We start from the raw sequence: 23409 nt of genomic DNA, 5'->3' as shown, positions 1-23409 counted from the left end.
TTACTCATGAGTGTGATGAACGTTTATCACATTCAGGTATTGATAGAAGCAAAGGGTATGCCAGACGTATATTTGAAGTTCCTGTTTGAAAAATTGACAAAATAGAGGGTGAGATATCTATATTTTTGGCAAACAGATATGTAAAATCGTCATTTATACGGTTTAGATCTACAAAATTTTGTTGAATGAGTATGTAAAATGTTTTAGGATTGCTTGTTTTTAACCGGTTATCTCGTACATTTAAAATTCAACGGTTAATTAATTCTATCGCTATGACTAAACTTATTTCAACGCTTACAGCTGTTTTGTTTGTTGTTTCGGCTTTTGTGTTTACTGATAAATCCGTGGAATCGAAGGCCGATGTTTCGATTACAGAGTGGGAGGTCCCGTGGGAAGAAAGCCGTCCCCGCGATCCCTATGTAGCTCCCGATGGTGATATCTGGTTTGTAGGTCAGCGCGCCCATTATGTGGCAGAATTTGATCCTGATGCAGAGGAGTTTCAGAAATTTGATCTGGAAGACGGGGCCGGACCCCATACCGTAATTGTTGATGATGAGGGTACTCCCTGGTATGCCGGTAACCGCGCCAATCATATTGGAACGGTCAACCCGGAAACGGGAGAGATCAACAAATATATGATGCCCGATGATAACAGCGCCCGCGATCCTCATACCATGGCATTTAATGCTAATGGCGATATCTGGTTTACCTCCCAGGGAGCTAACTCGGTAGGCAAACTGGATGTGGAAACCGGAGAACCTGAGATTATTGAAGTCCAGACTCAGCGTGCGCGTCCCTATGGAATTATTATGGATAACGATATGCAGCGTCCCTGGATTTGCCTCTTTGGAACCAACAAACTGGCTACAGTAGATCCGGCAACAATGGAGTTGACAGAGATCGAATTGCCTAATGAGGGTGCGCGTCCACGGCGATTAGCCCAGACCTCAGATGGTAATATTTGGTATGGAGATTATAGCCGCGGTTATATAGGACGTTATAACCCGAAAGACGAATCATTTGAAGAGTGGTCGATGCCCTCAGGGGAGCAGTCGCGCCCCTATGCCGTCACGGTTGACAGTGAAGATCGGATATGGCTGGTAGAAACGGGAGTAAGTCCCAATCAATTTGTGGGCTTCGATACCAGTACAGAAGAATTTATAGGTTCCACCCCTATTGAAAGCGGAGGAGGTACCGTACGCCACATGGTATTTCACGAGCCAACCAATGCTATTTGGTTCGGGACAGATACCAACTATTTGGGCCGTGCACAAATACAGTAATTATAGAGAGATAAATTACAGCCTTATAGGTGGCAGGTTTTGCTGCCCACAGTAAGGTGGATTAGATTTTCATTTATGACTCGATTGTTTGTGTTTCCATTGCTAACGCTGTTGATGGGCCTAACTTTATCCGAGGAACCTGTATTTATGGGTTCTCATGGTAATGGCGCAGAGATTCCATATCCAGAGCATTTGACCGGGGCATTTACCGGGGGATTTGGGGAGGAAACATGTCGTAGTTGTCACTTTGATTACGATTTGAATCCTGGCGGTGGCTCATTGGAAATTACCGGAATCCCTGCAAAGATCTCCGGGAAAGAGCGAATACATATTGAGATTACCGTAGAACGGGAAGCATTGGGAGCAGCGGGATTTCAGCTTTCGGCCCGGTATCCGAATGGACAACAAGCGGGGAGTTTTGATATAGCGGGAAAAGACAGAATGATGTATAGCAGGACCGTTCCGGATTCGCTGGAATATGTACAGCATTCTGAGGTGGCTACCGATCCAACTGAAGAGAACTCAGGTAGCTGGACGCTCACTTGGGTAGCGCCGGAATCTGTTTCAGGGCCTGTTTTTTTTAATATTGCAGCAAATGCGGCAAATGGCGATCAATCGGAGTTTGGGGATTTTATATATGCCCAGGAGATCAAAGTTCATCCATAATTATTTTGATTATACTTCGATGAATATATTGCATTAAATGTAGGTCACAGTTAACCTTTCCTTAAAGAACCTAAACGTGTTTTTAGTTCTTTGGAGGCCGCGACATATCCTCCATCACTACCGTCAACAAAATGAATATGATCGCGGTGGTAACGGTTGACCATGCAGGTAACGATAGCTGCATCACTAACATGTATGCCATAAGCAAGATTCGAATCCTTAAACTGTTTTTCCAAAAAGAATTGCATTCTTTCTAGCTGTTTATCCGTTCCGCTGATAACTAACCGAAGCATATCGTCAAATTTTCGATGATCGGTATTGAGTGTAAGATCTTTTTTGTAGAGTGACCAGTCGGTGGCTGAGGTTTTATAGTTGAATTTCATAAGCAGTTTCCCAATCACTATTTGGAGTTCCGCGCGCAGAAGGTAAAAGATGCGCTGAAACCAACTCTTCCCAAAGGTTCGAATTCGGGTTTCTCCCATGAGTTCTGAAACCGACATCGTCATATTCAGGGAGGAAGCAGAGATAGGGTACGTTTGTTCGTCAAAGTCAAAGATGGCACGCATTTTGTGTAAAACCTCATTATAAATCTTTTCAGGATGAGGATGAGACTCATTGGCTTGTATCAAAAGGGTGATAACTTTTTTCTGTTGCGAAGGCTGTACTTTTTGCCAGCGGCATTCCAGGCCGGAAAAATCAATAGAAGAAGCATTCGCCGAGGCTGAAGAAATACTGAAATCATTTTTTGTCGTATCTTTTAAAAGTTGCTCGGCGTATTGGAGTCCCCCGCCGGAAAAAACGGCCTGCACATAGACATTCGATACGCGATAACGAGCCACCCTGATGGTAGATCCATTTTTTTGGATATAAGAAACTGGGATGATAGAAGCCCTTAGATCTAGTCCGTATGCTTCTCGCCCGATTTTCCGACAGGTGGCAAGGACCCTTCGGGCATCGGAAAGCATGTTTGGAGGGAAGCAAAAGGCCGCGCCGTCGCCTCCGAAAATATAGGGAATAGCCGACCGATCAGTGGTATTAAGTATGGCTACAATAGAAGATACTCCCACAATGTTAACTGCTTTGTATCTTCCTTCTTCAATTGCCTGGGTTGAATTTGAAATGTCGGAAATGGCGACATACCAGTCTTTAGGTATTGGATGATGGTTGACAGCATTGGATGCATCAAAGAAAGTTTCGAGGACAGGGAGTGTTTTGTAAAAATCAGTTGTTTGGGAGGGACTCATGGAGTCATGATGATTAGGAAATCCGAAAAAAAGTCTCTTTTTTTAATTTCTTAAAGAAACAGCTTTCGACAATTAGATATAATGTGGAATTATTAGCAGAAAAGTTGTTTTATTATAGTTCACCCTAAAATAAATAGCAATTGATTATGATAAATCGTCTTAAGTCGTCCACGTTGAGCGAATTTGTTGATGCAAAAACTTCAGCAATGATTCTGCGAGTTTTCGTTGCCTTCTTTATGATTTACGGGCACGGTTTTGGAAAAGTAATGAATGTGCTGAGTGGTAATTTCCAATTTTTGGATCCCATTGGCCTGGGGCCTGAAGTTTCCCTTGTGTTAGCAGCTTTTGCCGAAGGGATTTGTGCCTTTTTTGTACTTATTGGCTTTTGGACCCGCCTGTCATCTCTTATCGTGACGATAAATATGGCCGTAGCAGTCTTTTTGGTCCACGTTGCAGGTGGAGACGGTTTCGGAGATATGGAAACCGCTGTTCTTTATCTTGTATTATTCGGGGTAATCTTTCTTTTGGGACCCGGAAAGTTTTCCGTCGATAAAGGGAGTTAAAAAATATTTTTGAGCATTATTAGTGCCCTCAGGAATTTAATCCTGAGGGTTTTTTATTTATTTGTTGCTACTCTGTATGTGCGGCAAGTTTCCAGAGCTCTATTTTAACCAGATCTCTGGTCTCATAAATAGTATTAAAAAGTTCCGGGATATTTGCATTTTCGCCCATAGCCTGGTTAATAATCTCATCTGTAAAGCCATATTCGATGTTACTGAGTTCATCATAGTAATTGCCGGTAGCAAAGTTATAGCCATATTCAACGCCACCGGGGGTGATCAGTGAATAAACTTCCCAGCCCGCCATGATATCCTCATTAATACGTTCGCTGTGTATAGGCTTGGCCACTTCGTCCTCCAGCATTAAGTAGTCTGGATACTTTCCTTGCGATACTTCCATATAATCCATGGTCATATACTTGCTGGGATTATTTTGATTGCGAGAAGAATCTCCTATTGCATCTTCTACCTTCCAGAGCTCTGTTTTCACAATTTTATTAGAAAGCGAAGATATTTGTGCTTCAGGCGGGACATAACGGTTAGCTGATATGTCCGAAAATATATCTTCAAAAGTAGCAAGGTCGGGAGCTGAAGCTATACTCACAAAGTTATAGCCGCTTTTTTCACCCCCGGGATATTCTACGTAATAAAGTCGCCAATCGATGAGGTCACTTTCTGCTATCAACTGCTGATAAGCATTAGTTAAATCATTAACGGCCAGATTCATAAAAGAAGATACCTCGCTTTGACTAACGCTAATATAGTCGATCTTCTTATAGCCATCATTTAAATTTTGTGAGAACAGCGTTCCGGTTAAGGTTAGTGTAAACAGGACGAGAAAAAAGGTTAGCTTCTTCATAAACATCCTCCGGTAAATTTTGTGGAAATGTATTATTAATTAATACATTTTTTTACAAAAAAGCACTTTTAAAATATTATAAGGTCGGAAGATGCGGGTTTATAGATGTAAAGTAGAAAGCCGGGTTATTAAAATGGATATCCCGACATTCTCATCCTAGCAATTCTGGCAGCAGCTAAGTTCTTCACTTTCTTTATTCTGATTGGCAGAAACAGATGTACGATAGGTGATTTTTTCATCCGTAAAATGATGCTGAATACGGATTGCATTGGCAATGGCGATGAGAGCAACGCCTACATCAGCGAATATAGCCTCCCACATGGTAGCCAGACCAAAGAAAGCAAGTGTCATCACAAGGATCTTAATACCTAACGCAAAGCCAATATTTTGCCATATTACCCGGTGCGTAAAATTAGCAATATTAATAGCAGTGGGAATTTTCGAAAGCTGATCTGTTTGAATAACGACATCTGCGGTTTCAATCGTTGCGTCCGATCCCATTCCGCCCATGGCTATTCCTATGTCAGCCAGTGTAATGACCGGTGCATCATTGATGCCATCACCCACATATCCAATGACTTTTTGAGGGTCCAATCGTTGTTCAAGATATCTATATTTATCATCTGGGAGAAGCTCACCGAATGCCTCCTTCAAATTTAACTGATTTGCGATATCATCTACGACAGATTGTTTATCCCCGGAAAGCATTACAAGATTTTCAATTCCAAGCTCGCGAAGTTGATGAACGGCTTCTTGTGTATCCTCTTTTAATTGATCTGCTATTGATATGCTTCCTGCATACTTGCCATCTATGCCGATATGCACAAGACTATATGATTCGTTGAAATGCTGGGAAGACGGGAGCGCAATTCCTTCCTTTTGCATTAATTTTTTGTTTCCCACGGCAAGTCGCTGATTATTAACAAGTCCTGTTATGCCCATTCCCGATACTTCCTGTTGATCGGAAACCTTAGGTAGGGTATTTCCATTGGCCTGTTCTACAATAGCTTTCCCGATGGGATGGGTAGATTGCTGTTCCAGGGCTGCAGCCAGTTGCAATAACCCTTCATTCGATATTCCATTGAAGGAATGTATATCCTGTACTTTAAATTTACCTTCGGTCAGGGTGCCGGTTTTATCAAAAAAGAGGGCATCGAGGTTTCGGAGCCGGTCCATAAAGTCTGATCCTTTAAAGAGAATCCCGTTTCTGGATGCCGCACCGATACCTCCAAAATAACCCAGCGGTATGGAGATAACCAATCCGCAGGGGCAGGAAACCACCAGGAAGATGAGAGCCCGATAGAGCCATTCTTCGAAAATATAGTTTTCCACTATCAGCCAGGGTACAAAAGTCAGCGCGACCGCCAGCCATACTACGGCAGGCGTGTACACTTTAGCAAATCTTGTCATAAAACGCTGAGTCGGAGCCTTGCGTTGCGAGGCTTCCCGGACCATCGTTAGAATTTTGGAAAGCTGGGTATTTTCGTAGGCTTCCGTTACGCGAATACGTACCGGCCGATCCCTGTTAATGGATCCGGCCCATACTTCTTCTCCTTCATGACGACTTATAGGCTTGGATTCGCCTGTCAGCGCAGCCGTATTAAAAGAGGCTTCCCCGGTCAGGAGTTCTCCATCAAGCGGTACCTTTTCGCCGGGTTTAACCCGAATAATTTCTCCAATTTCCACTTCAGAAGGCGAGATTTGTTCGGTGGAACCATCGCGTTCAACGGTAGCAATTTCTGGCTGTTGATCAATTAACGCTTCAACCGACCCTCGGGCACGCTGAACCGCCCCATGCTGGGCATATTCCCCGATCATATAGAATAACATTACAGCCACGCCTTCTGCATATTCACCAATGGCAAAGGCCCCAACAGTTGCAATTCCCATCAGCATAAATTCACTGAATATGGTGCCATTTTGAATAGATTTAAAGGCTTTTATCCAGACGGGTCCCCCAACCGATAAATATGAAAGTCCATATAGTGGAAGATAGAGGTAAGCGCGTCCATCGAAAGAAAAGCCGTATTCAGTGATCAGTGCTCCTGCCAGAAGCACCGCACTGATAACAGCTTCTTTATATTTATTGATAAAGGAAAACATAAGATCAGTTTGTTGAGTGTCTGTACTAAAGATAGGCACAGTTATGACAGCGATCTTATATCATTATGTATATCTTGTGCAGAATTGTGTTACAGCTGATCGATAGGAGTGCGTTTATTTTCCTTGATCTCCTTAAAATGAGAGGGAGCGAGTCCGGTTTCTTTCTTAAATTGGCGTGAAAAGTGCTGCTGACTACTATAATCCAGATTGAAGGCGATCTCACTGAGTGATTGTTCTCCGTAGACAATGAGTTCTTTGGCTCGTTCAATTTTCTGAAGAATATAATAGCGTTCTATAGACTTTCCCTCTACGCTGGAAAATAGTCGGCTCAGCTGTTGGTAATCTTTGTGGATGTGTTGGGAAAGAAACTCAGAAAGATTGCCATCCAGCTGCTGTTCGCCCCGCACCAGCTGGATGATAAGCTGCTTGATCTGTTCTACCGTTTGTCCGGCTTCATCATTGATAAGATCAAAGCCATTATCGCGAACGACGGTAACGAGCTGCTCATATTCCTCAGCGGAAATCGGTTGATCCAGTGTCAGCTCACCGAGTTCAATATGCTGGATATCAAATCCGGCTTCCCGGAGCTTGGTCTCCAACACCTCGGCACAGTGGCTGCACACCATGTTTTTGATATGAAAATGCTGTTGTTGTGCCATAACCATGAAATATAAGCTCTTTTACCGTAAAAACACATTGGTTTCAGCCATTGATATCGTTATTACGAGAGGCAAAGAATTTACTACAGGGTAAATGTATTCATCACATTTTGGGTTCCACCGATTCCTTCAATTTCTGCTTTCTTAAATGTAAGCCGAAAGGCTGTTCCATCCTTTGAGGATTGATAAGTATACTCTCCTTCGAGCTGATCGGAAAGGGTATGGATAAGCTTCATGCCCAGGGAACCGCTATTTTCAGCTAGCGAGTCAAAGTTATCGGGAAGCCCCTTGCCATTATCTTTAATAATCATTTGAACGGTTTTCTCTTTTTCGGAAATAGAAACGCTAACTTCCCCCTTCTGGCCATTATCAAAGGCGTGTTTAAGGATGTTCGTCATCACCTCATTTATAATAAGAGAGCAGGGAATTGCCTGATTAATATTAAGCACCAGGGGCTCTAGGTTGTAATTGATGGTGATATCTGTGTTAGCCTGGAAGGTTTCAATAATACCTGAAACCAGGCTTTTGATATTTTCATCGAGTTTAAGTTCGGAAAAACTTTGAGACTTATATAGCAGCTCATGAATATTAGCCATTGTTTTGATACGCCCTACACTGTCATAGAGCCTTTGCTGGAGGTCTTCACTTTGAGATTCGAATGCCTGCAGCTGCATCATGCTGGAAACTACCGCCAGGTTATTCTTTACGCGGTGATGGATTTCTGCCAGGAGCGTTTCCTTTTCCTTAAGTGACTCCCGGACGGCCTGTTCCCGTTCTATGCGTCCTGTCACATCCTGCATGGCCCCAATGATCCGGGAGGGATTTCCCTCCTCATCCATAACCACGAAAGCACGGTCGTAAATATATTTATAGCTACCGTCAGCGCATTGGAAACGATATTCCATTTGCAGACGCTCAGTATTTCCTGCCAATGCATCATCTATTTGTTTGAATACCTCAGTCCGATCCTCGGGATGGATCTTATCACGCCACCACTCACTCACCTTTTCGACCTCCCGCTTTTCATAACCGAACATGTTATAAATATTGCTATTATATCTGTTGATATCTTTTTTCAGATCCCAATCCCATATGGTGTCACTGGTGGCCTTGGAGACTTTTTCATAGCGGTCCACACTTTCCCGTAACTTCCGCTGGCGCTTAATTTGTTCGGTTACATCTTTTTCGATGGCAATAAATCCTGTACAATTGCCATCATCATCAAAGATGGGATCGATCGTCATATCAAGCCAGTATTTATTTCCATCTTTTGAGTAATTCAGGATGGTTTCCTGTATATGTTTTCTGTTTTTGATAGCCTTACTCAGACGACGAGCTGTTTTAGAATCAGTTTCGGGTCCTTGAAGCAACGAACCCGGATTTTTACCTATAACCTCATTTTTTGTATAACCGGTTAGCTCCTCAAAAGCACTGTTTGTCCAGGTAATACGGTCGTTCGGATCTGTCATGATAATGATGTCCGTTGTTTTGGACGCGACCAGCGAGAGTTCCTCCAGTTTTTCTTCATACTGTTTGCGTTCGGTGATATCCGTAAGCGAACCGACAATAGCGGTAGTTTCCCCATTTTCTACAATAGGAGCTTCATTAACCTGCACCCAAATTCTCTCACCATTTTTCTTTTGAAGCTGCAGCTCAAAAGGAGGCTGGGCCCTGCCTGTATCAATAGCTTTTTGTGTACTTTTAACTCCCTCTTTATTTATCGGATGATCCGTAAGAAAATGGGTCCATCTTTTTTTGGCCTCATCAGGAGAGTACCCGAGAAATTCTTTACTTTGAGGGCTTACGTACGAGAGGACATGGTCTGTATCGTGTTTGTAGAACATGTTTGTACTGTGTTCTACAATTTCTCGCAGGCGCTGTTCGGTTTTGCGCAGTTTTTTTTCTGCTTTTTTTCGTTCGGTAATATCCTGGAGAGACCCGATCATGCGTATAGCTTCTCCCTCCTCATTCCTGATAATAAAGCCGCGTTCGTACACGGTGGCATAGGTTCCGTCCTTCCGGGCAAATCGATATTCGGCCTCCCATTGGGATTGAGCCGGATCGTTTAAATTCTCATTCAAATCTTGCCGTGTTTCATCTAAATCATCCGGATGAACATTTTCAGCCCAGTCATCAATCGTATATCTCCCTTTGTCCTCATCGTAAATAAAAGTGGACTTAAATCCGGGGTCCCAATACAACTCATCAGTGAGAATATCCCAGTCATAGATAGTATCGTCGGTTGCTTTTGTCACATAATGATAACGTTCCAGACTCTCTTGTAGTTTCTGTTTCTGCTGGATTTCTTCACTAATATCAGTGAAGGTAACGACAGCACCCCTGATCTCTCTTTCTTCTATCATAGGGTAGGAAGAATACCGAACATTAAAACAGGAATCATCAGATCTCCAAAAGACTTCATCATCAACCTCACAGCTTTTCTGTTCGTTTTTAGAAATGAAAATGGGACATTCCGATTTGGGATAGGGAGAGCCATCTTCATGCCGGCTGTGGATCAGCTCATGCATGTTTTCTCCCATGCATGCCTGCTGTTCGTAACCGAGCATCTGTGACGCTGCCTTGTTGATAAAAGTGCAGTTGCCTTCAGAATCTATCCCATAAATACCTTCTCCAGCGGATTCGAGGATAAGTTCATTTTTACGGCTAAGCTTACGGAGCGCTTCTTCATTCTTTTTGTGTGTAATAATGATCTCTAAAATGCTCCGGGCTCTTTCAATAAGCTTTTCTTCAAGCTCAGAAGGTTCTTTCGGTTCTTTGTAGTATAAAGCAAAGGTAGCGATTACTTTGTCGGAATTATCCAGTATAGGTTGAGACCAACAAGCCCTCAAACCATCCCGCAATGCTATATGTTTATATTTCTCCCACCGGGGATCCGTTTTAATGTCGGAGGTCGTTACTTTTTCTTTGGTATATGCTGCCGCTCCACACGAACCGGCCTGCGGACCAATAGCCTCTCCGTCAATAGCTTCAATATACCGATCAGGGAGCCGGTCCGATGCCATCCAATGATATACTTTACCCTCCTCTACCTTCAATATGGAGGGAATCATATGGGGATGGAGCTCTTCTATTCCATTGATATAATAGGATAAAATATCTATTAACTCATTGTTGGGCGTAGAATTAAGTGCAAGTACCTCATTTTCAAGTTCTTGTAGCTTGGCCGCATGTTGAATCATGGTAATGTCGGACATGAAGCCCCGGAGGAGCGTAGACTCCCCCTCTTCATCCGTAATTACAGTAACCAGATCCCGTATCCATACCACATCCCCTTCTGCCGTTATCATGCGGTATTCAAACTGGTGATTTTCGCCCTGCTTAGACTTATGATGACAATAATTAACGGCTTGTTCCCGGTCTTCGTGGTGAATATGGTTTTGCCAAAAATTCTCCTCAGAAAGCCATTCAGCGGGTGTATAGCCCAAAATTTCTTCTACCTGTGGACTTATATAGGTAAATTCAAAACTTTCGGCGTCTGCTTCCCATACGATTCCGTCTATCGATTTTACCAGGGTTTTAAAGTGGATGGAGTGAAGTGGCTGCCCATTCTCTTGCTCTGTGAGAGCTTTCCTGATCGCCCGTAATAATTGTTTAGGTCGGCTTTTGATAGCAAAATCTGATGCACCCTGCCGGATTGCTTCGGCCACTTTCTCTTCAGGGGTTCCGTTTGAGATAAAAATAAATGGCAGATCAGGGTGATTTTTTCTTACAAGGGATAACGCTTTTATCGCAGGAAAAGAAGAAAGGTCGTAATTACACAAGATAAGATCCGGTAGATCCTCCTGAAGTGCCTGAATTAATGCAGACTCTTGCTCTAAACATTGAAGTTGAGCATCAATTTCCCATTTACTTAGCTGACTCTCTATCAGTGATCGATCTTTTTGATCATCTTCGGTCAGCAATATTTTATATTTATAGTCTCCTTCATCCATATATAACCATATTCTTAAGTGCGATAGGATAAAACGTGCTAAGGGATAAAAAGTTGAATGGACTTATTTTATTATTTTTCAAGGTATATCAAATTATATATTTGAAGTGGAATATCTGTTCCATTTAAATAAAATCCCTCTTATTTGACTGTAATGTTCAACTTTTTTCTTTCTCTATCAAGGGGGATAAACAGTTAAATATATTTATACAACAGATATGGTAGCATTCGGGTAGTATATCGACAGTAAGTTGTTGTTCGTATAATATTTTACAGATTTTGGAGAAATAAGAGTATCATATTTATATGAACTTGTCCTTATGATTATATAATGCGGTAAGAATGAAAGAACGGACTAAAACTATTTTAAATATTTTTTAAAATATTGCAATTTGGTATATCTGAGTTATGTACGTCAGAATTCTAATCGAAAATGCTGTACATTCGGAGATAGTTAATTAGGTATCACAAAGAGTTGAGGGCATGAAATATATAGTAATAATACTGTTTATGGCACTATTTTTAATATCCGGTATAGAACACGACGCCCAGGCACAGCAAAACAAGGTTCAGATCGTTAATTTAAGCAATGGCGAGGCCGAAGAAAATTTTTACTCCATACGGCGGGTATTTAAAGAGCAGAATCCGGGATATGATATGACGTACTTATCCGGCGTACAACAGGTGGAAGCTCAGGATTATACCCAGGTAGTGTTTGTCCAGGAAATTGAAGGGATAACCAATCAGGATGTGGAAGCACAGGCTACCGTTATTGGGAATTCAGATTCCCAGGAAGAATCTGAAGCCATCGTCGGTGATATCTTTATTCTTAACGGAGGAGAAATGATGCAGTCGGACGTTGAGATGGGATTGCTTGTATTTAAAGTTCCCGAAGAGCCGGGCAGCGATCTTCCCTCCTTCATACGTCCCGATTGGGACCCTAATATAACAGATGTGCCGGGGGGCTGCGCAACGGATATCGATGCCTACAGGCGCATTTTATTAACCTGGCAGAAAGATGTGGGGGAATATATTTATCATGCATTAAATGCGCATAGGGTGAGAATCTACGATTCCTTCAGTCATTATCATCCGAAAGAAGGGGGCTTTGATGAATTTTATCTTGTCCAGATGGTTAAACCCGGAGCTAAAATTATCACGAGTGAAAGGGTTGAAAAGATAACCCGGCCGGGAGAAGTAAAGAAGTCTGAGGTTGATAAGCTGGTCAGGGAGTATGAGCTGGAAGTCGGTGACTTGGTCTATCTGCCACGGGGCGTAATGCATCGAGGACTTGATGGCGTGTTGGCCCAGGTAATTACCGTACCTGGATTTATTCCGGGTAGTGAAATTGGGGTGGACCATCATTTGAGAGCCATTAATGAGCGGCTCAACCTGGAAGGAGAAGAAGCCCTGCCTTATAACGAGGAGCATTCGGATGAAGCAGTGATCAGGTGAGCTGTTTTATATATAAAGCAAAAAAAAGGAGCTATTTTTAATCGACGATCAGCACAGTTATTTCTGAAGGATCGGGGTTACTTACATAGTCAATGAGTTGTTCATCAGGACTAATGAGGATAAAAGTGGGCCCAGGTTACTTTTTTAGAGTCGGAGGATTAATTACTTTGATACATGAATTCTGCGAGTATCATAAATATTTCTCTCAGGATTCCGTAGCTGTGATGGGTACGGAGTGATTATATCGTCTTAAATATCTGTGCCATAAGACTCTCAATAATAATCTAATATAAATGGGGATTTAATATGTCAGATCAAACTACCTCCCGAAGAAACTTCATCAAAACATTAGCAGCCGGTACGGCCGGACTGACACTCGGACTTAGTGCAAGTAGTTATGGAAATATACTGGGTGCCAATGATGGGATTCGGGTGGGAATGATCGGCATAGGTCGACAAGGGCGCGGACTTATGGGGCAAGTGATGAATCAGTCGGATGCTGAAGTGGTAGCCCTGAGTGATGTTTATAAACCCAATCTGGAATACGCTTCCGCAGAAGCATCCAGTGCCGATACTTACACTGATTTTAGAAAAGTACTGGATCGCGATGATATTGATGCGGTTGTTATTGCTACGCCCGATCACTGGCACGCCCTGAATACGATTATGGCCTGCCAGGCTGGAAAAGATGTATACGTGGAAAAACCGCTATCCCGGTATATAGACGAAGGACGTAAAATGGTAGAAGCCGCTCGGAACCATAACCGGGTTGTGCAGACGGGCACCATGCAGCGTTCCGGTAAAGTTTTTCAGGAGGCTGTAGAAATAGTTCAGTCCGGTGATCTCGGACCAATCAGTTTTGTGAGGACTTGGAATTATGGCAACTCCTACCCTGATGGAATTGGAAATCCTGAAAATAGCAATCCACCCGAAGGGCTCGACTGGGATATGTGGCTGGGCCCTGCTCAAGAGCGTCCCTATAATATGAACCGGTTTGGAGTAATATTGAATGAGGAAATGCAGTACCAGCGCTGGGCCAGTTTCCGTTGGTTTTGGGACTATGCAGGAGGAATGATGACGGACTGGGGCGTACATCTGCTTGATATTGTACAGTGGGCGATGGAGGTAGATGCCCCGCAATCAGTATCAGCAGTGGGTGGCAAGTTTCATATCCAGGATGACCGGGAAACACCGGACACCCTTACTGCTACTTATCAGTATCCCGATTTTGTCTGCACATACGAAAACCGGGTCTGTAACAGTAAAACCCTTGATGGCAACGGTTATGGTATCGAATTCCATGGAACGGAAGGAAGCTTATTTGTCGACCGGGGATCGCTGAAGTTAACCCCGGAACCGGGTAGTAAGCTGGAGCCACTGAGCATGCAGGTAGAAGAGAATTCGGTCCATAATCATATCCGCAACTTTCTTGACTGTATAAAATCCAGAAATAAACCTATTGCGGACGTGGAAATTGGTCATCGATCTACGACCACAGCAAATTTGGGGAATATTGCTTACCGGACTAAAGAGCGTATTGAATGGGATAGCGAAACGGAAAAAGTAAAAGGTAGTGAGGCTGCAAACCAATTGGTAAGAGGATCTCACCGAGAGCCGTGGACACTTTAAAATAAAAAGTGCAGTTGTAGCTTCGATATTAACTATGTAGAGCTTAAATCCACCGATTATCAGGCAGTTTTTCTAACTTAGGCCGGTAGAGACGGGATCGAATCAATGACATCAAAATTCTCCAGCCCCATCCACAGCAAAAATAAAAAATAGAGTACGATAAGCGTTATTGACTCTATCCGGCTGAGCACCATGTCAGTGCGCATAAAGCTAAAAAGGAGCAGCGTGCCCAGGGTAAGCGCTCCCATTAGTGGTGCCGCAACCGTAAAATTAATGACCGTAGTCCCGACGATAAGTACGCCCACCGGAATGCAAACCAGCAGGTCAAAAATATTGCTGCCCAGAACATTAGCCAGTGAGGTTACGGCGTCGCCTTTGCGCGCCTTTTGAATGCTCACAAAAGCATCGGGGATGCTGGTGCCTGCAGCTACTACCGAAATTCCCCAGAGAAAAGAAGGCGTTCCCAACAGGTTACCAAACTCGATGGCAGACCTAACCAGCATTTCCACCCCAATCAAAATAACAACCAGGCTTAAGGCAAGCATGCCCCACTGCTTCAGCGGATTAATTGCACTGGCATCAATGTCTGATTCGTAGTCCATCGTATCCTGGTACTGGATAAAGATATAGAAAGCGTATAGAACGATAGGCATAAGGGCCAACAGTCGATCCATTTCGCCCAGAATAACTCCATTTTCGGAAGAAATGGGGTTGAAAATAGCCGCAAAAGCAAAGGTGATAATCAATACCGCCACCGAAATGATATAAAACTGGGCTTCCTTATAGACCAGGTCTCGATTCGATTCCAGTGGATCCTTGGTAACCAAGCCCGCAACGGCCGGAATTATCAGAATATTGAAAATGGCCGACCCAACTATGGCCGCTACTCCCAACTCAAACTCCCCATGGAGGAGGCTGGAGATCACCACGGTGGACAGCTCAGGAAAGCTTGATCCTATCGCTACTACCAGTGCACCTTGTACGATATCCGGCAGCTCATAATAGATGGATAATCCCTCACTAGCATGTTCCAGCCAGTCGCTCCCTTTCCAGAGAATGCCCGTAGCAATCAGGGCTATAAACGTCCAAAAAAGCAGTGAGAGAATCATAGGCGAATCAGGTGGTTTTTGACAAATCGAGTATTAATAAATGAAGATTTTAAATGAGAACAAAGCAGTGTTATCAGGAATAACTTGGTATAGCGACTGCATTCGAAATTTAGGATAAAGTCAAAAAAATAATCCCAAAGATACTTCAGCATGCAGAAAACCGATTTTGATCTCAATCCAATTTAAAATTGCATGTGCAAGCAATATGTGAGCATATGTTTTTATAAATATTCTATTGGTCAATATTAATTGAATAAGCTGATCTGGTTCAGTACTGAATGATTTTATTTAAATATCACACAATATTAGACTCCGTAAATTTGTTAAAATTTATCATAATCAGTCAGAAAACTTATATTGTTTCTGTTTAGCATCTATATTTTATACTATCAGCCATAGTATTTTTGAATAGGAAATAATTCTCCAAAATATTACTCTTCCCATGAAACGTATATCGATACTCTGTTTTCTACTCTTTTTTCCTCTCACTCTTTTCTCTGTACAGGCACAAACAACTCCATCCGGTGAATCTGAAGCGATGATGGGATTCGCCCGTGCGGTGGATGTTGCCGATGGATTGGTATTTATCGGTGAGCCTGCAAATGTACACCAGCCCGGAATAGTGTATGTGTACGACCGTTCCGATACGGGATGGACGGAGCAAGTCCAGCTGACCGCCTCGGATGGGAAGATCGGCGATGGTTTCGGATCGTCATTGGCTGCCAATGGCAACTATGTACTAATAGGCGCGCCAGAACGGGATGACAATCAAGGTGCAGCCTATATCTTTGAGCGGGCCGGTGACGGGTCGTGGACCGAAGCTTCCCGGATTGCCCTGGCTGATTCCATTGCTGAAAGTGGCTTTGGTGAAAGCGTGGGAATACAAGGAGATCTTGCCTTTATCGGTGCACCCGGTGAACAGGATGGCCATGGTGCCGTTTACGTGTATCGACATACGGATGCCGGATCATGGTCTCAACAGGCGCGGATTGCGAACCCGGATACTTCGAATGGCATGAACTTTGGTTCGGCCCTCGCCCTGGATGGTAATCGTTTGCTCGTTGGAGCACCCGAAGATCAGGGAGGAGCAGTTTATGTTTTCCAGGGTAGCAATGACGGAAGCTGGACCCGGGAGGCTACGCTCACAAGTGACGGAGTGGACGAAGATGGAGCCTTTGGCTCATCTATTGGTATGAATGGCGATCAGGTTCTTGTTGGAGCCCCGGATCACGCATCTGCCTCGGGAGCTGTATTTGTTTTCCGGCGCGATGCAGATACTCAAAAGTGGAATGAAAGCGGCCGTCTCGTTGCCTATGACAGTGAGCCGAGATACCAATTTGGTACGTCACTGACGTTTGCCGGGACTGAAGCCTGGATTGGAGCTCCGAATGCCGATGGCAGAAAAGGGGCAATCTACCAGTTTGAGCAGAATCAAACCGGCGATGGATGGGCAGGAGTGCAAAAGCTGAGTGGACCCGATTCCGAGCAAAATGCTCAGTTCGCTGGTACTATTGCCGTGGATGAAAATGTTGCCGTAACCGGACTTATCGGTGCCGACTATGGGGCCGGAACGGCAGCAATCCTGGAGCGCACCGAGGATAGCGGTGCGTGGTCTGTGCAGACCACTGTACTGGGTAAAGGCAGTTCTGTTCTTGAGCCCATCACCGGAAATAAGGTCGAATGCACCGATGGCAATGCAGATCGGTATGGCTGTAATAATGTAGATCTGCTTTCCTTTCTCCCTATTGATGAAATTGGCGGCGACCGCGGTGTTCGGCTCAACGACATGTGGGGATGGACCGATCCCAGGACGGGTAAAGAGTATGCACTCATCGGACGAAATGAAGGCACATCCTTTGTAGATGTCAGTGATCCCAATAATCCTGTTTATGTTGGTACATTACCTATGACAGAGGGGGCACAGGCAAGTGTCTGGCGCGATATTAAAGTCTACGGTAATCATGCCTTTATCGTCGCCGATAATGCCGGTACGCATGGAATGCAGGTAGTCGATCTTACTGACCTCCGTGAATTTGAAGGAACACCAATTACATTAGAGGAGGTAGCACACTATAATGAGATTCACAGCGCCCATAATGTGGTTATCAACAAAGACACCGGTTTTGCCTATGTCGTCGGAAGCAGCGGCGGCGGACAGACGTGCGGGGGCGGCCTGCATATGGTGAATATACAGGATCCTACAAATCCAACTTTCGCCGGCTGCTTCTCCGATCCCTCAACAGGTCGCAGTGGAACCGGTTATACCCATGACGCGCAATGCGTGGTCTATGAAGGACCGGATAAGGAGTACCAGGGACAGGAAATCTGTATTGGCGCCAATGAGACCGCTATCAGCATAGCTGATGTTACGGATAAGGAAAATCCCAAAGCCGTTTCTACGGCTTCCTATCCAGATTATGCATATGTCCACCAAGGCTGGCTCACCGAAGATCACCGGTATTTCTTCCAGAACGATGAGCTTGATGAGCTTACCGGCAATGTGGAGGAAACCCGTACTCTCGTATGGGATGTGACGGACCTTGACGATCCGCAATTCGTACGCGAATTCTATCTCGGCAATCCGTCTTCCGACCATAACCTCTATATCAAAGGCGATACGATGTATCAGTCGAATTATGTGAGCGGGCTGCAGGTGGTCGATATTAGCGATCCGGAAAACCCAGAGAAGATTGGTTATTTTGATACTCATCCGTTTACCGAAGATCAGCCGGGCTTTGCCGGAACATGGAGTAACTACCCGTACTTCGACAGCGGTATTGTAGTTATGACCAGCTCCCGCGAGGGCTTGTTTATCCTGGAAAAGCAGGAATAAGCCAGTAATAACATAAGACCACAATATAACGGCTCATTTGAGGTTGAATCATTCAATGTGTTAGCAACATCAATGAATAAAGATTTTATTATGCAAAGCCTGATGAATGCTTTTTCACGAATAGTATTTGTTACGTTTGCGGTGTTCACGCTGTCTGCCGGGACTATTTCTGCTCAGCATCAGCCGGATAAAAAAAATAGTACCGCTGAAGGCCAGCGTATCTACGTCTGTAATCAAGGGGCAGCAACGCTAACCGTTATTGATGCGGAGACGAATGAAATCGTAGATAATATTGATTTACAGGAACTTGGATTTTCTGAAAATGCCAAGCCGCACCACACAGTAGCCGAACCGGATGGTTCTCACTGGTACGTTACTCTTATTGGAGAAAATCGCGTGCTCAAATTCAACAGGAAGAACGAGCTCGTCGGTCAGGCCGAAATGGAGGTCCCCGGACTTCTGGAGCTGCATCCCACGCGCGATCTGCTGCTGGTCGGGCGGTCAATGAGTGCGGTTAATCCGCCCCAGAGTATCGGGGTTATTAACCGATCAGATATGACGTTGCAAAAAGAAATCGATACCTTTTTCGCTCGTCCCCACGCCATTTCAACCACTCCAGACGGTAAATGGACATTTATCGCAAGCCTGGCAGAAAATCAAATTCTTTCGCTCAATACCGAAACCGAAGAAACAAATCTGACAAGAATTGGTGGTGATACTCATGTCTTTGTTGACTTTGCCATATCGCCCGATGGGAACACTTTGGTCGTTACGGGGCAGGTATCGGGGAAGCTGCTCGTCTTCGATATTAGTGATCCGGCCTCACCAACCGTGACCGATAGTATTGACGTTAATGCCCAGCCCTGGCATCCGATCTTTTCACCGGATGGACGGTTTGTCTATTTCGGAAACAAAGAAGCACATACCGTTACTGTAGTGAATATGCAAAGCCGATCCGTGGATACGGTGATCGAGGGCAAAGGTCTTGCCCAGCCGCATGGCAGCGCCCTTTCCGCAGATGGCAAGTATCTCTATATTTCCAATAATAACCGAAAAGGAACGTACCAGGCGAGCACTACCTCCTCTACCGGAGATCCGCCCGGTACGATCACGGTCATTAATACCGAAACGCGGGAAATTGAGAAGATTATTGAGGTCGATGCCTATCCTTCGGGAATCGGCACGCGGGCCCGGTAAAACCAACAAAAGAAATGATTCACCTGTTGCAGTACTTTTTCAATTTGGATTTTTCTAAAGATGCCTGACCGTCCGCTTAATAACTTGCTCATTATCACTGTAATCCTGTTCACGGCCTGCAGTGGCATGCAATCCACAAGCAGTGAAAATGAATTGGGATCCACTGATTTTGAGCGACAAGTGAATCCCTTCCCGGTACACGATACCACCGGCGCGCAAATTGGTCACCCCTTTCTCGGCGGTTTTAACGCCCCGCGTCCCCAGTTTGTTAATATTGATGGTGACGCCGATCCAGATCTCTTTGTCCAGGAAAATACGGACGAGCTCATGTTTTTTGAACATACGAATACGGACTCCGATTCTCCCCTGGCCTGGCAGACCGATAAGTTTCAGAATCTTGATATTGGCGAGTGGTTCCGCTTTGCCGATCTGGATCAGGATGGCGATCTGGATCTGCTTACCGAGCAGCCATACAGCTATATCCGTTACTATCGCAATGAGGGCTCTGCAGAAAATCCGGATTTTAGCCTGGCGGCTGATACGCTGAAGGATGCGAATGGGAAACCGATCTTTTCCGACCGTCAAAATATCCCAAACGTCACGGATATCGATTGCGACGGGAAGCTCGATCTTTTCATCGGTCGGCTGGACGGCACCCTAATGCGCTACGAATCAACGGGACGCGACAGCCGGGACATTCCGCAATTTGAGCTGGTAAATAAACGCTTTGAGGGTATCGAGATCGTCAAGCAGTTCGGTACCATGCACGGGGCAAACACCATGGCTTTTGTTGATATCGATAAGGATGGCGACCAGGATCTTTTTTGGGGCGATTTTTTCGAGCCCAGCCTCCTGCTTATCGAGAATAAGGGCTCCTGCAGCAATCCCGACCTGCAGGGCGAACCACAGCCATTCCCCCCATCCAATCCCGTTGAATCAAGCGGATACAACGCTCCCACTTTTACAGATTGGGATCAGGACGGTAATATCGATCTTTTTTTGGGCGTTCTCGGTGGTGCCTACAATGCAACCCAGACACTCGCGGATAATTTCTACTTTTACAAGCAGGAGAATAATGGCACCTTTAGCCTGCAGTCGAAACGATTCCTGAATACCATAGATATCGGAAATGAAAGCATACCCGCGGTGGGCGATATTGACGGAGACGGCGACTCTGACCTGCTTTTGGCCAACAAGATCGACCCGGTCGATGACAATACCTCGATTGTATATCAGTTTGAAAACCGCGGGTCAGCGGAAAAGCCGTCTCTCCATAACACAGGAGCGCTGGATCTACCCGATACGTATCACTATGCCCCGTCTCTGGGTGACCTTAACGGCAACGGCCGGGCGGACCTGTTGCTCGGGACATGGAAAGGAAGGGTTGCCTATTACCAAAATACGGCCGACGGATTTGAGCTGGTCAGTAAATCGCTTATAGAGCTGGAACGGGGAAGTAACAGCGCGCCGGCGCTTGCCGATATTGATGATGACGGGGATTTGGATCTCTTTGTCGGTTCATCGGGCGGAGATATCCACATCTATCGGAATGAAGGTACGGGGAATGAGCCGGAATTTGTCCTGGAGAAAGATGCTTTTTCCGATGTTCGGGCCGACTCCCGAAGTACCCCGGAGCTCCACGATATCGACGGGGATGGAGACCTTGATCTTTTTCTCGGCACAAAGACGGAGGGACTGCTCTTCTTCCGCAACACAGGATCTGCAGGTAAGCCAACCTTTGAACAAGAAGCTCTTCCCGTTGCTCTTAATGTACCCTCTCTGGGAACACCCCGCTTCGCCGATTTTGATGGAGACGGTACAGCCGAATTTCTGTCCGGTGGAGAGGGCGGAGGGCTTATCTTTTACAGTCGGTAGAAAGGGATAGATACCATAAGTTGTATTTTATTTCTCATACTTATTTTCCCGGATGCTATCTCTGTTCTTGTCTTGTTTGTCGTCAGTGGGTGCACCTCGAAACGCATCCTGTCTATAAGACGTTCTCTTTTATGAAATCATTTTAAAGTCATTGGAAAAAAATATTATTTATGAGTAAAAAAATGAAGGCATCTTATTTTGATGAGTATGGAGATTTGAACCAGGTAAAAACCGGAATGCTCGAAAAACCCGAACCCGGTGAGGGAGAAGTACTTGTCCGCGTGCAAGCGGCTGGGGTAAATCCCGTGGACGCTGCCGTGGCAAGGGGCATGCTTGATGAGATGATTCCTGCCCAATTCCCGGCTGTTCCGGGTTGGGACGTTGCCGGCGAAGTGAAGGAACGAGGCCATGCAGCCCGCAGATTCGATATAGGAGATGAAGTATACGCCTATGCCCGTCGGCCTACTGTACAGCACGGGACCTTTGCGGAATATGTAGTATTGCCAGAGTGTTACCTTGCCCACCGGCCCCGGGAAATTACGGTGGAAGAAGCCGGTGGAATTCCCCTTGTTGGACTTACGGCATACCAGGCACTTTTCCAGTATGGAGACCTGCAGGAAGATCATACTCTGCTAATACTCGGAGCCTCGGGTGGAGTGGGTACCTTGGCTATTCAGCTGGCTAAATCGGCTGGTGCAACCGTTATTGGCGTAGCCAGCGATGAGAACAAGGACTATATGAAAGATCTCGGAGCGGACCACACCATCGACTATAAGGCCGGAGATGTGGGAGAAGCCGTCAGTTCAATAGTTCCGGAGGGAGTAGACTTTATCTTTCACTGTTCCCGGGGCAACTCGCTGGATCAAAGCATTGATACGCTAAAAAGAGGTGGACAACTTATTTCCATTACAAACAGTCAGCCGGATGTGCCTGATGATATTAGCTTCCAGTATGTGTTTGTTGAGCCGAATGCCAGTCAGTTGAAACATATTCAGGAACTGGCGGATGAGGGTGAAATTACGGTTCCAATTTCCAAAACGTTTGATTTAGATAAAGTGCAGGCTGTGCTTCAGGAGATTGAATCCCTCCATACGCAGGGTAAAACCGTTATTACGCCCTGATCTGTTGGTAAAATACAGGATCAGGATTTGATCGAAAGATGAGTATAGTCATATTGAAGCTATTCTTTCGCAACCCATAACGTTCTCTGCCCGAAGTTATAGGCATCAACCATCTGGTTGATGCCTATGGTTTTCATCACCGATGCGCATTAATTAATAAACCGATAGTCAAAAGCTTGTAGCATCAATCAAAGTCTGTGTACACCGAGTATATGAACTGGAGAAAAAATATTATATTTATACCGATTCCTTCCAGGAGGCTAGCCAGGAAGTAAAAAGGTAAAGGACAGTATAATGTATGGAAAGCAATCACCCGGTACTTCTCAACTTCACTTAATTATTAAACTTTTTGGCAGGTAGACATTATGGATATCCAGCATGAGTACGGTGAAAGCAAAGGAAAGTTTTTTCTGGAAAAAGATGGAAAGGTTAAAGCGGAAATAACCTATTCCAAAATGGGAAATACGGGGATAATTATCGATCATACCGAGGTATCCGATGAGTTAAGAGGAAAGAATGTTGGAAAAAAGCTGGTAAAAACTGCGATAGCCTATGCCCGTAATAATAATTTGAAAGTGATTCCGCTCTGTCCCTATGCGAAATCGGTTATTGAACGGGATCCCTCACTTCAGGATGTGTTGAGGTAATGATTTAAACGATAGTACTACGGGATACCTCATAGCTTCCGTTTTATTGTTGATTTGAGGGATTGTGTATGTTGTTTGATAAACCGCTACTTTAAAACCAAGCAGATCTACCAACCATCAGGCATTTCCCCTTCAGTCTTCTCGTCTACAGTTTGACGCTTCTTCCAATTGAGTCCAGATTGTTTGAGGGTATACTTCGGAGATATGACAGTATATT

At 44.7% G+C, this 23409-nt stretch carries 16 protein-coding genes; 10 read left to right on the top strand and 6 right to left on the bottom strand.

What is annotated here, in order from left to right; genetic code table 11:
• Positions 1-272 precede the first annotated feature (272 nt).
• Positions 273-1283, top strand: coding sequence for a Vgb family protein (locus tag ABEB05_RS12920; protein WP_265790746.1), 1011 nt, complete (start codon positions 273-275; stop codon positions 1281-1283).
• 75 nt (positions 1284-1358) lie between these two features.
• Positions 1359-1949: a choice-of-anchor V domain-containing protein gene (locus ABEB05_RS12915; RefSeq protein WP_265790744.1), complete on the top strand. Its 591-nt coding sequence runs from the start codon at positions 1359-1361 to the stop codon at positions 1947-1949.
• Between the two features lie 50 nt (positions 1950-1999).
• Here ABEB05_RS12915 and ABEB05_RS12910 read toward each other — a convergent pair whose 3' ends face one another.
• Positions 2000-3193, bottom strand: coding sequence for a DUF3095 domain-containing protein (locus tag ABEB05_RS12910; protein WP_265790743.1), 1194 nt, complete (start codon positions 3191-3193; stop codon positions 2000-2002).
• A 146-nt stretch (positions 3194-3339) separates the two neighbouring features.
• Here ABEB05_RS12910 and ABEB05_RS12905 point away from each other — a divergent pair, with 146 nt between their 5' ends.
• Positions 3340-3756 carry a DoxX family protein gene (locus ABEB05_RS12905; protein ID WP_265790741.1) on the top strand — a complete coding sequence of 139 codons (417 nt, stop codon included), beginning with the start codon at positions 3340-3342 and terminating at the stop codon, positions 3754-3756.
• A 67-nt stretch (positions 3757-3823) separates the two neighbouring features.
• Here the strand turns inward: ABEB05_RS12905 and ABEB05_RS12900 are convergent, their stop codons facing one another.
• From ABEB05_RS12900 to ABEB05_RS12885, 4 genes are all read right to left on the bottom strand, one after another.
• A complete protein-coding gene (locus tag ABEB05_RS12900) occupies positions 3824-4612 on the bottom strand; it encodes a hypothetical protein (protein ID WP_265790739.1) in 789 nt (262 codons plus the stop codon).
• A gap of 156 nt (positions 4613-4768) precedes the next feature.
• Positions 4769-6715 (bottom strand): heavy metal translocating P-type ATPase, encoded by a 1947-nt coding sequence (locus ABEB05_RS12895; RefSeq protein ID WP_265790736.1) that lies wholly within the window; start codon positions 6713-6715, stop codon positions 4769-4771.
• An 89-nt stretch (positions 6716-6804) separates the two neighbouring features.
• Positions 6805-7374: a helix-turn-helix domain-containing protein gene (locus tag ABEB05_RS12890; protein WP_265790734.1), complete on the bottom strand. Its 570-nt coding sequence runs from the start codon at positions 7372-7374 to the stop codon at positions 6805-6807.
• A gap of 83 nt (positions 7375-7457) precedes the next feature.
• Positions 7458-11327, bottom strand: coding sequence for a PAS domain S-box protein (locus ABEB05_RS12885; RefSeq protein ID WP_265790732.1), 3870 nt, complete (start codon positions 11325-11327; stop codon positions 7458-7460).
• Positions 11328-11836: 509 nt separating this feature from the next.
• On the opposite strand from ABEB05_RS12885, the gene ABEB05_RS12880 reads away from it, so the two are divergent.
• Both ABEB05_RS12880 and ABEB05_RS12875 read left to right on the top strand, forming a co-directional pair.
• Positions 11837-12781, top strand: coding sequence for a hypothetical protein (locus tag ABEB05_RS12880; RefSeq protein WP_345694291.1), 945 nt, complete (start codon positions 11837-11839; stop codon positions 12779-12781).
• 306 nt (positions 12782-13087) lie between these two features.
• Positions 13088-14410: a Gfo/Idh/MocA family oxidoreductase gene (locus tag ABEB05_RS12875; protein WP_265790728.1), complete on the top strand. Its 1323-nt coding sequence runs from the start codon at positions 13088-13090 to the stop codon at positions 14408-14410.
• Between the two features lie 77 nt (positions 14411-14487).
• Here ABEB05_RS12875 and ABEB05_RS12870 read toward each other — a convergent pair whose 3' ends face one another.
• The gene (locus tag ABEB05_RS12870) at positions 14488-15519 is read right to left on the bottom strand and encodes a sodium:calcium antiporter (RefSeq protein WP_265790726.1); all 1032 of its coding nucleotides are present in this window, start codon (positions 15517-15519) and stop codon (positions 14488-14490) included.
• 442 nt (positions 15520-15961) lie between these two features.
• Between ABEB05_RS12870 and ABEB05_RS12865 the strand changes: the two genes are divergently transcribed.
• The 5 genes from ABEB05_RS12865 to ABEB05_RS12845 all read left to right on the top strand — a co-directional run bounded on the left by ABEB05_RS12865 (position 15962) and on the right by ABEB05_RS12845 (position 23192).
• Positions 15962-18352, top strand: a complete 2391-nt coding sequence (locus ABEB05_RS12865; RefSeq protein ID WP_265790724.1) for a choice-of-anchor B family protein — start codon at positions 15962-15964, stop codon at positions 18350-18352.
• 72 nt (positions 18353-18424) lie between these two features.
• A complete protein-coding gene (locus ABEB05_RS12860) occupies positions 18425-19549 on the top strand; it encodes a YncE family protein (protein WP_265790722.1) in 1125 nt (374 codons plus the stop codon).
• A 60-nt stretch (positions 19550-19609) separates the two neighbouring features.
• Positions 19610-21424 (top strand): FG-GAP repeat domain-containing protein, encoded by a 1815-nt coding sequence (locus ABEB05_RS12855; protein WP_265790720.1) that lies wholly within the window; start codon positions 19610-19612, stop codon positions 21422-21424.
• Positions 21425-21594: 170 nt separating this feature from the next.
• Positions 21595-22545 carry an NADP-dependent oxidoreductase gene (locus ABEB05_RS12850; RefSeq protein ID WP_265790718.1) on the top strand — a complete coding sequence of 317 codons (951 nt, stop codon included), beginning with the start codon at positions 21595-21597 and terminating at the stop codon, positions 22543-22545.
• Positions 22546-22910: 365 nt separating this feature from the next.
• Positions 22911-23192, top strand: coding sequence for a GNAT family N-acetyltransferase (locus tag ABEB05_RS12845; RefSeq protein WP_265790716.1), 282 nt, complete (start codon positions 22911-22913; stop codon positions 23190-23192).
• The last annotated feature ends 217 nt before the right edge of the window (positions 23193-23409 follow it).

This window comes from Fodinibius salicampi (assembly GCF_039545095.1).
Taxonomy (GTDB): domain Bacteria; phylum Bacteroidota; class Rhodothermia; order Balneolales; family Balneolaceae; genus Fodinibius; species Fodinibius salicampi.
The sequence above is the reverse complement of the archived record's forward strand: the minus strand, read 5'-3'. Positions and strand labels throughout refer to the sequence as shown.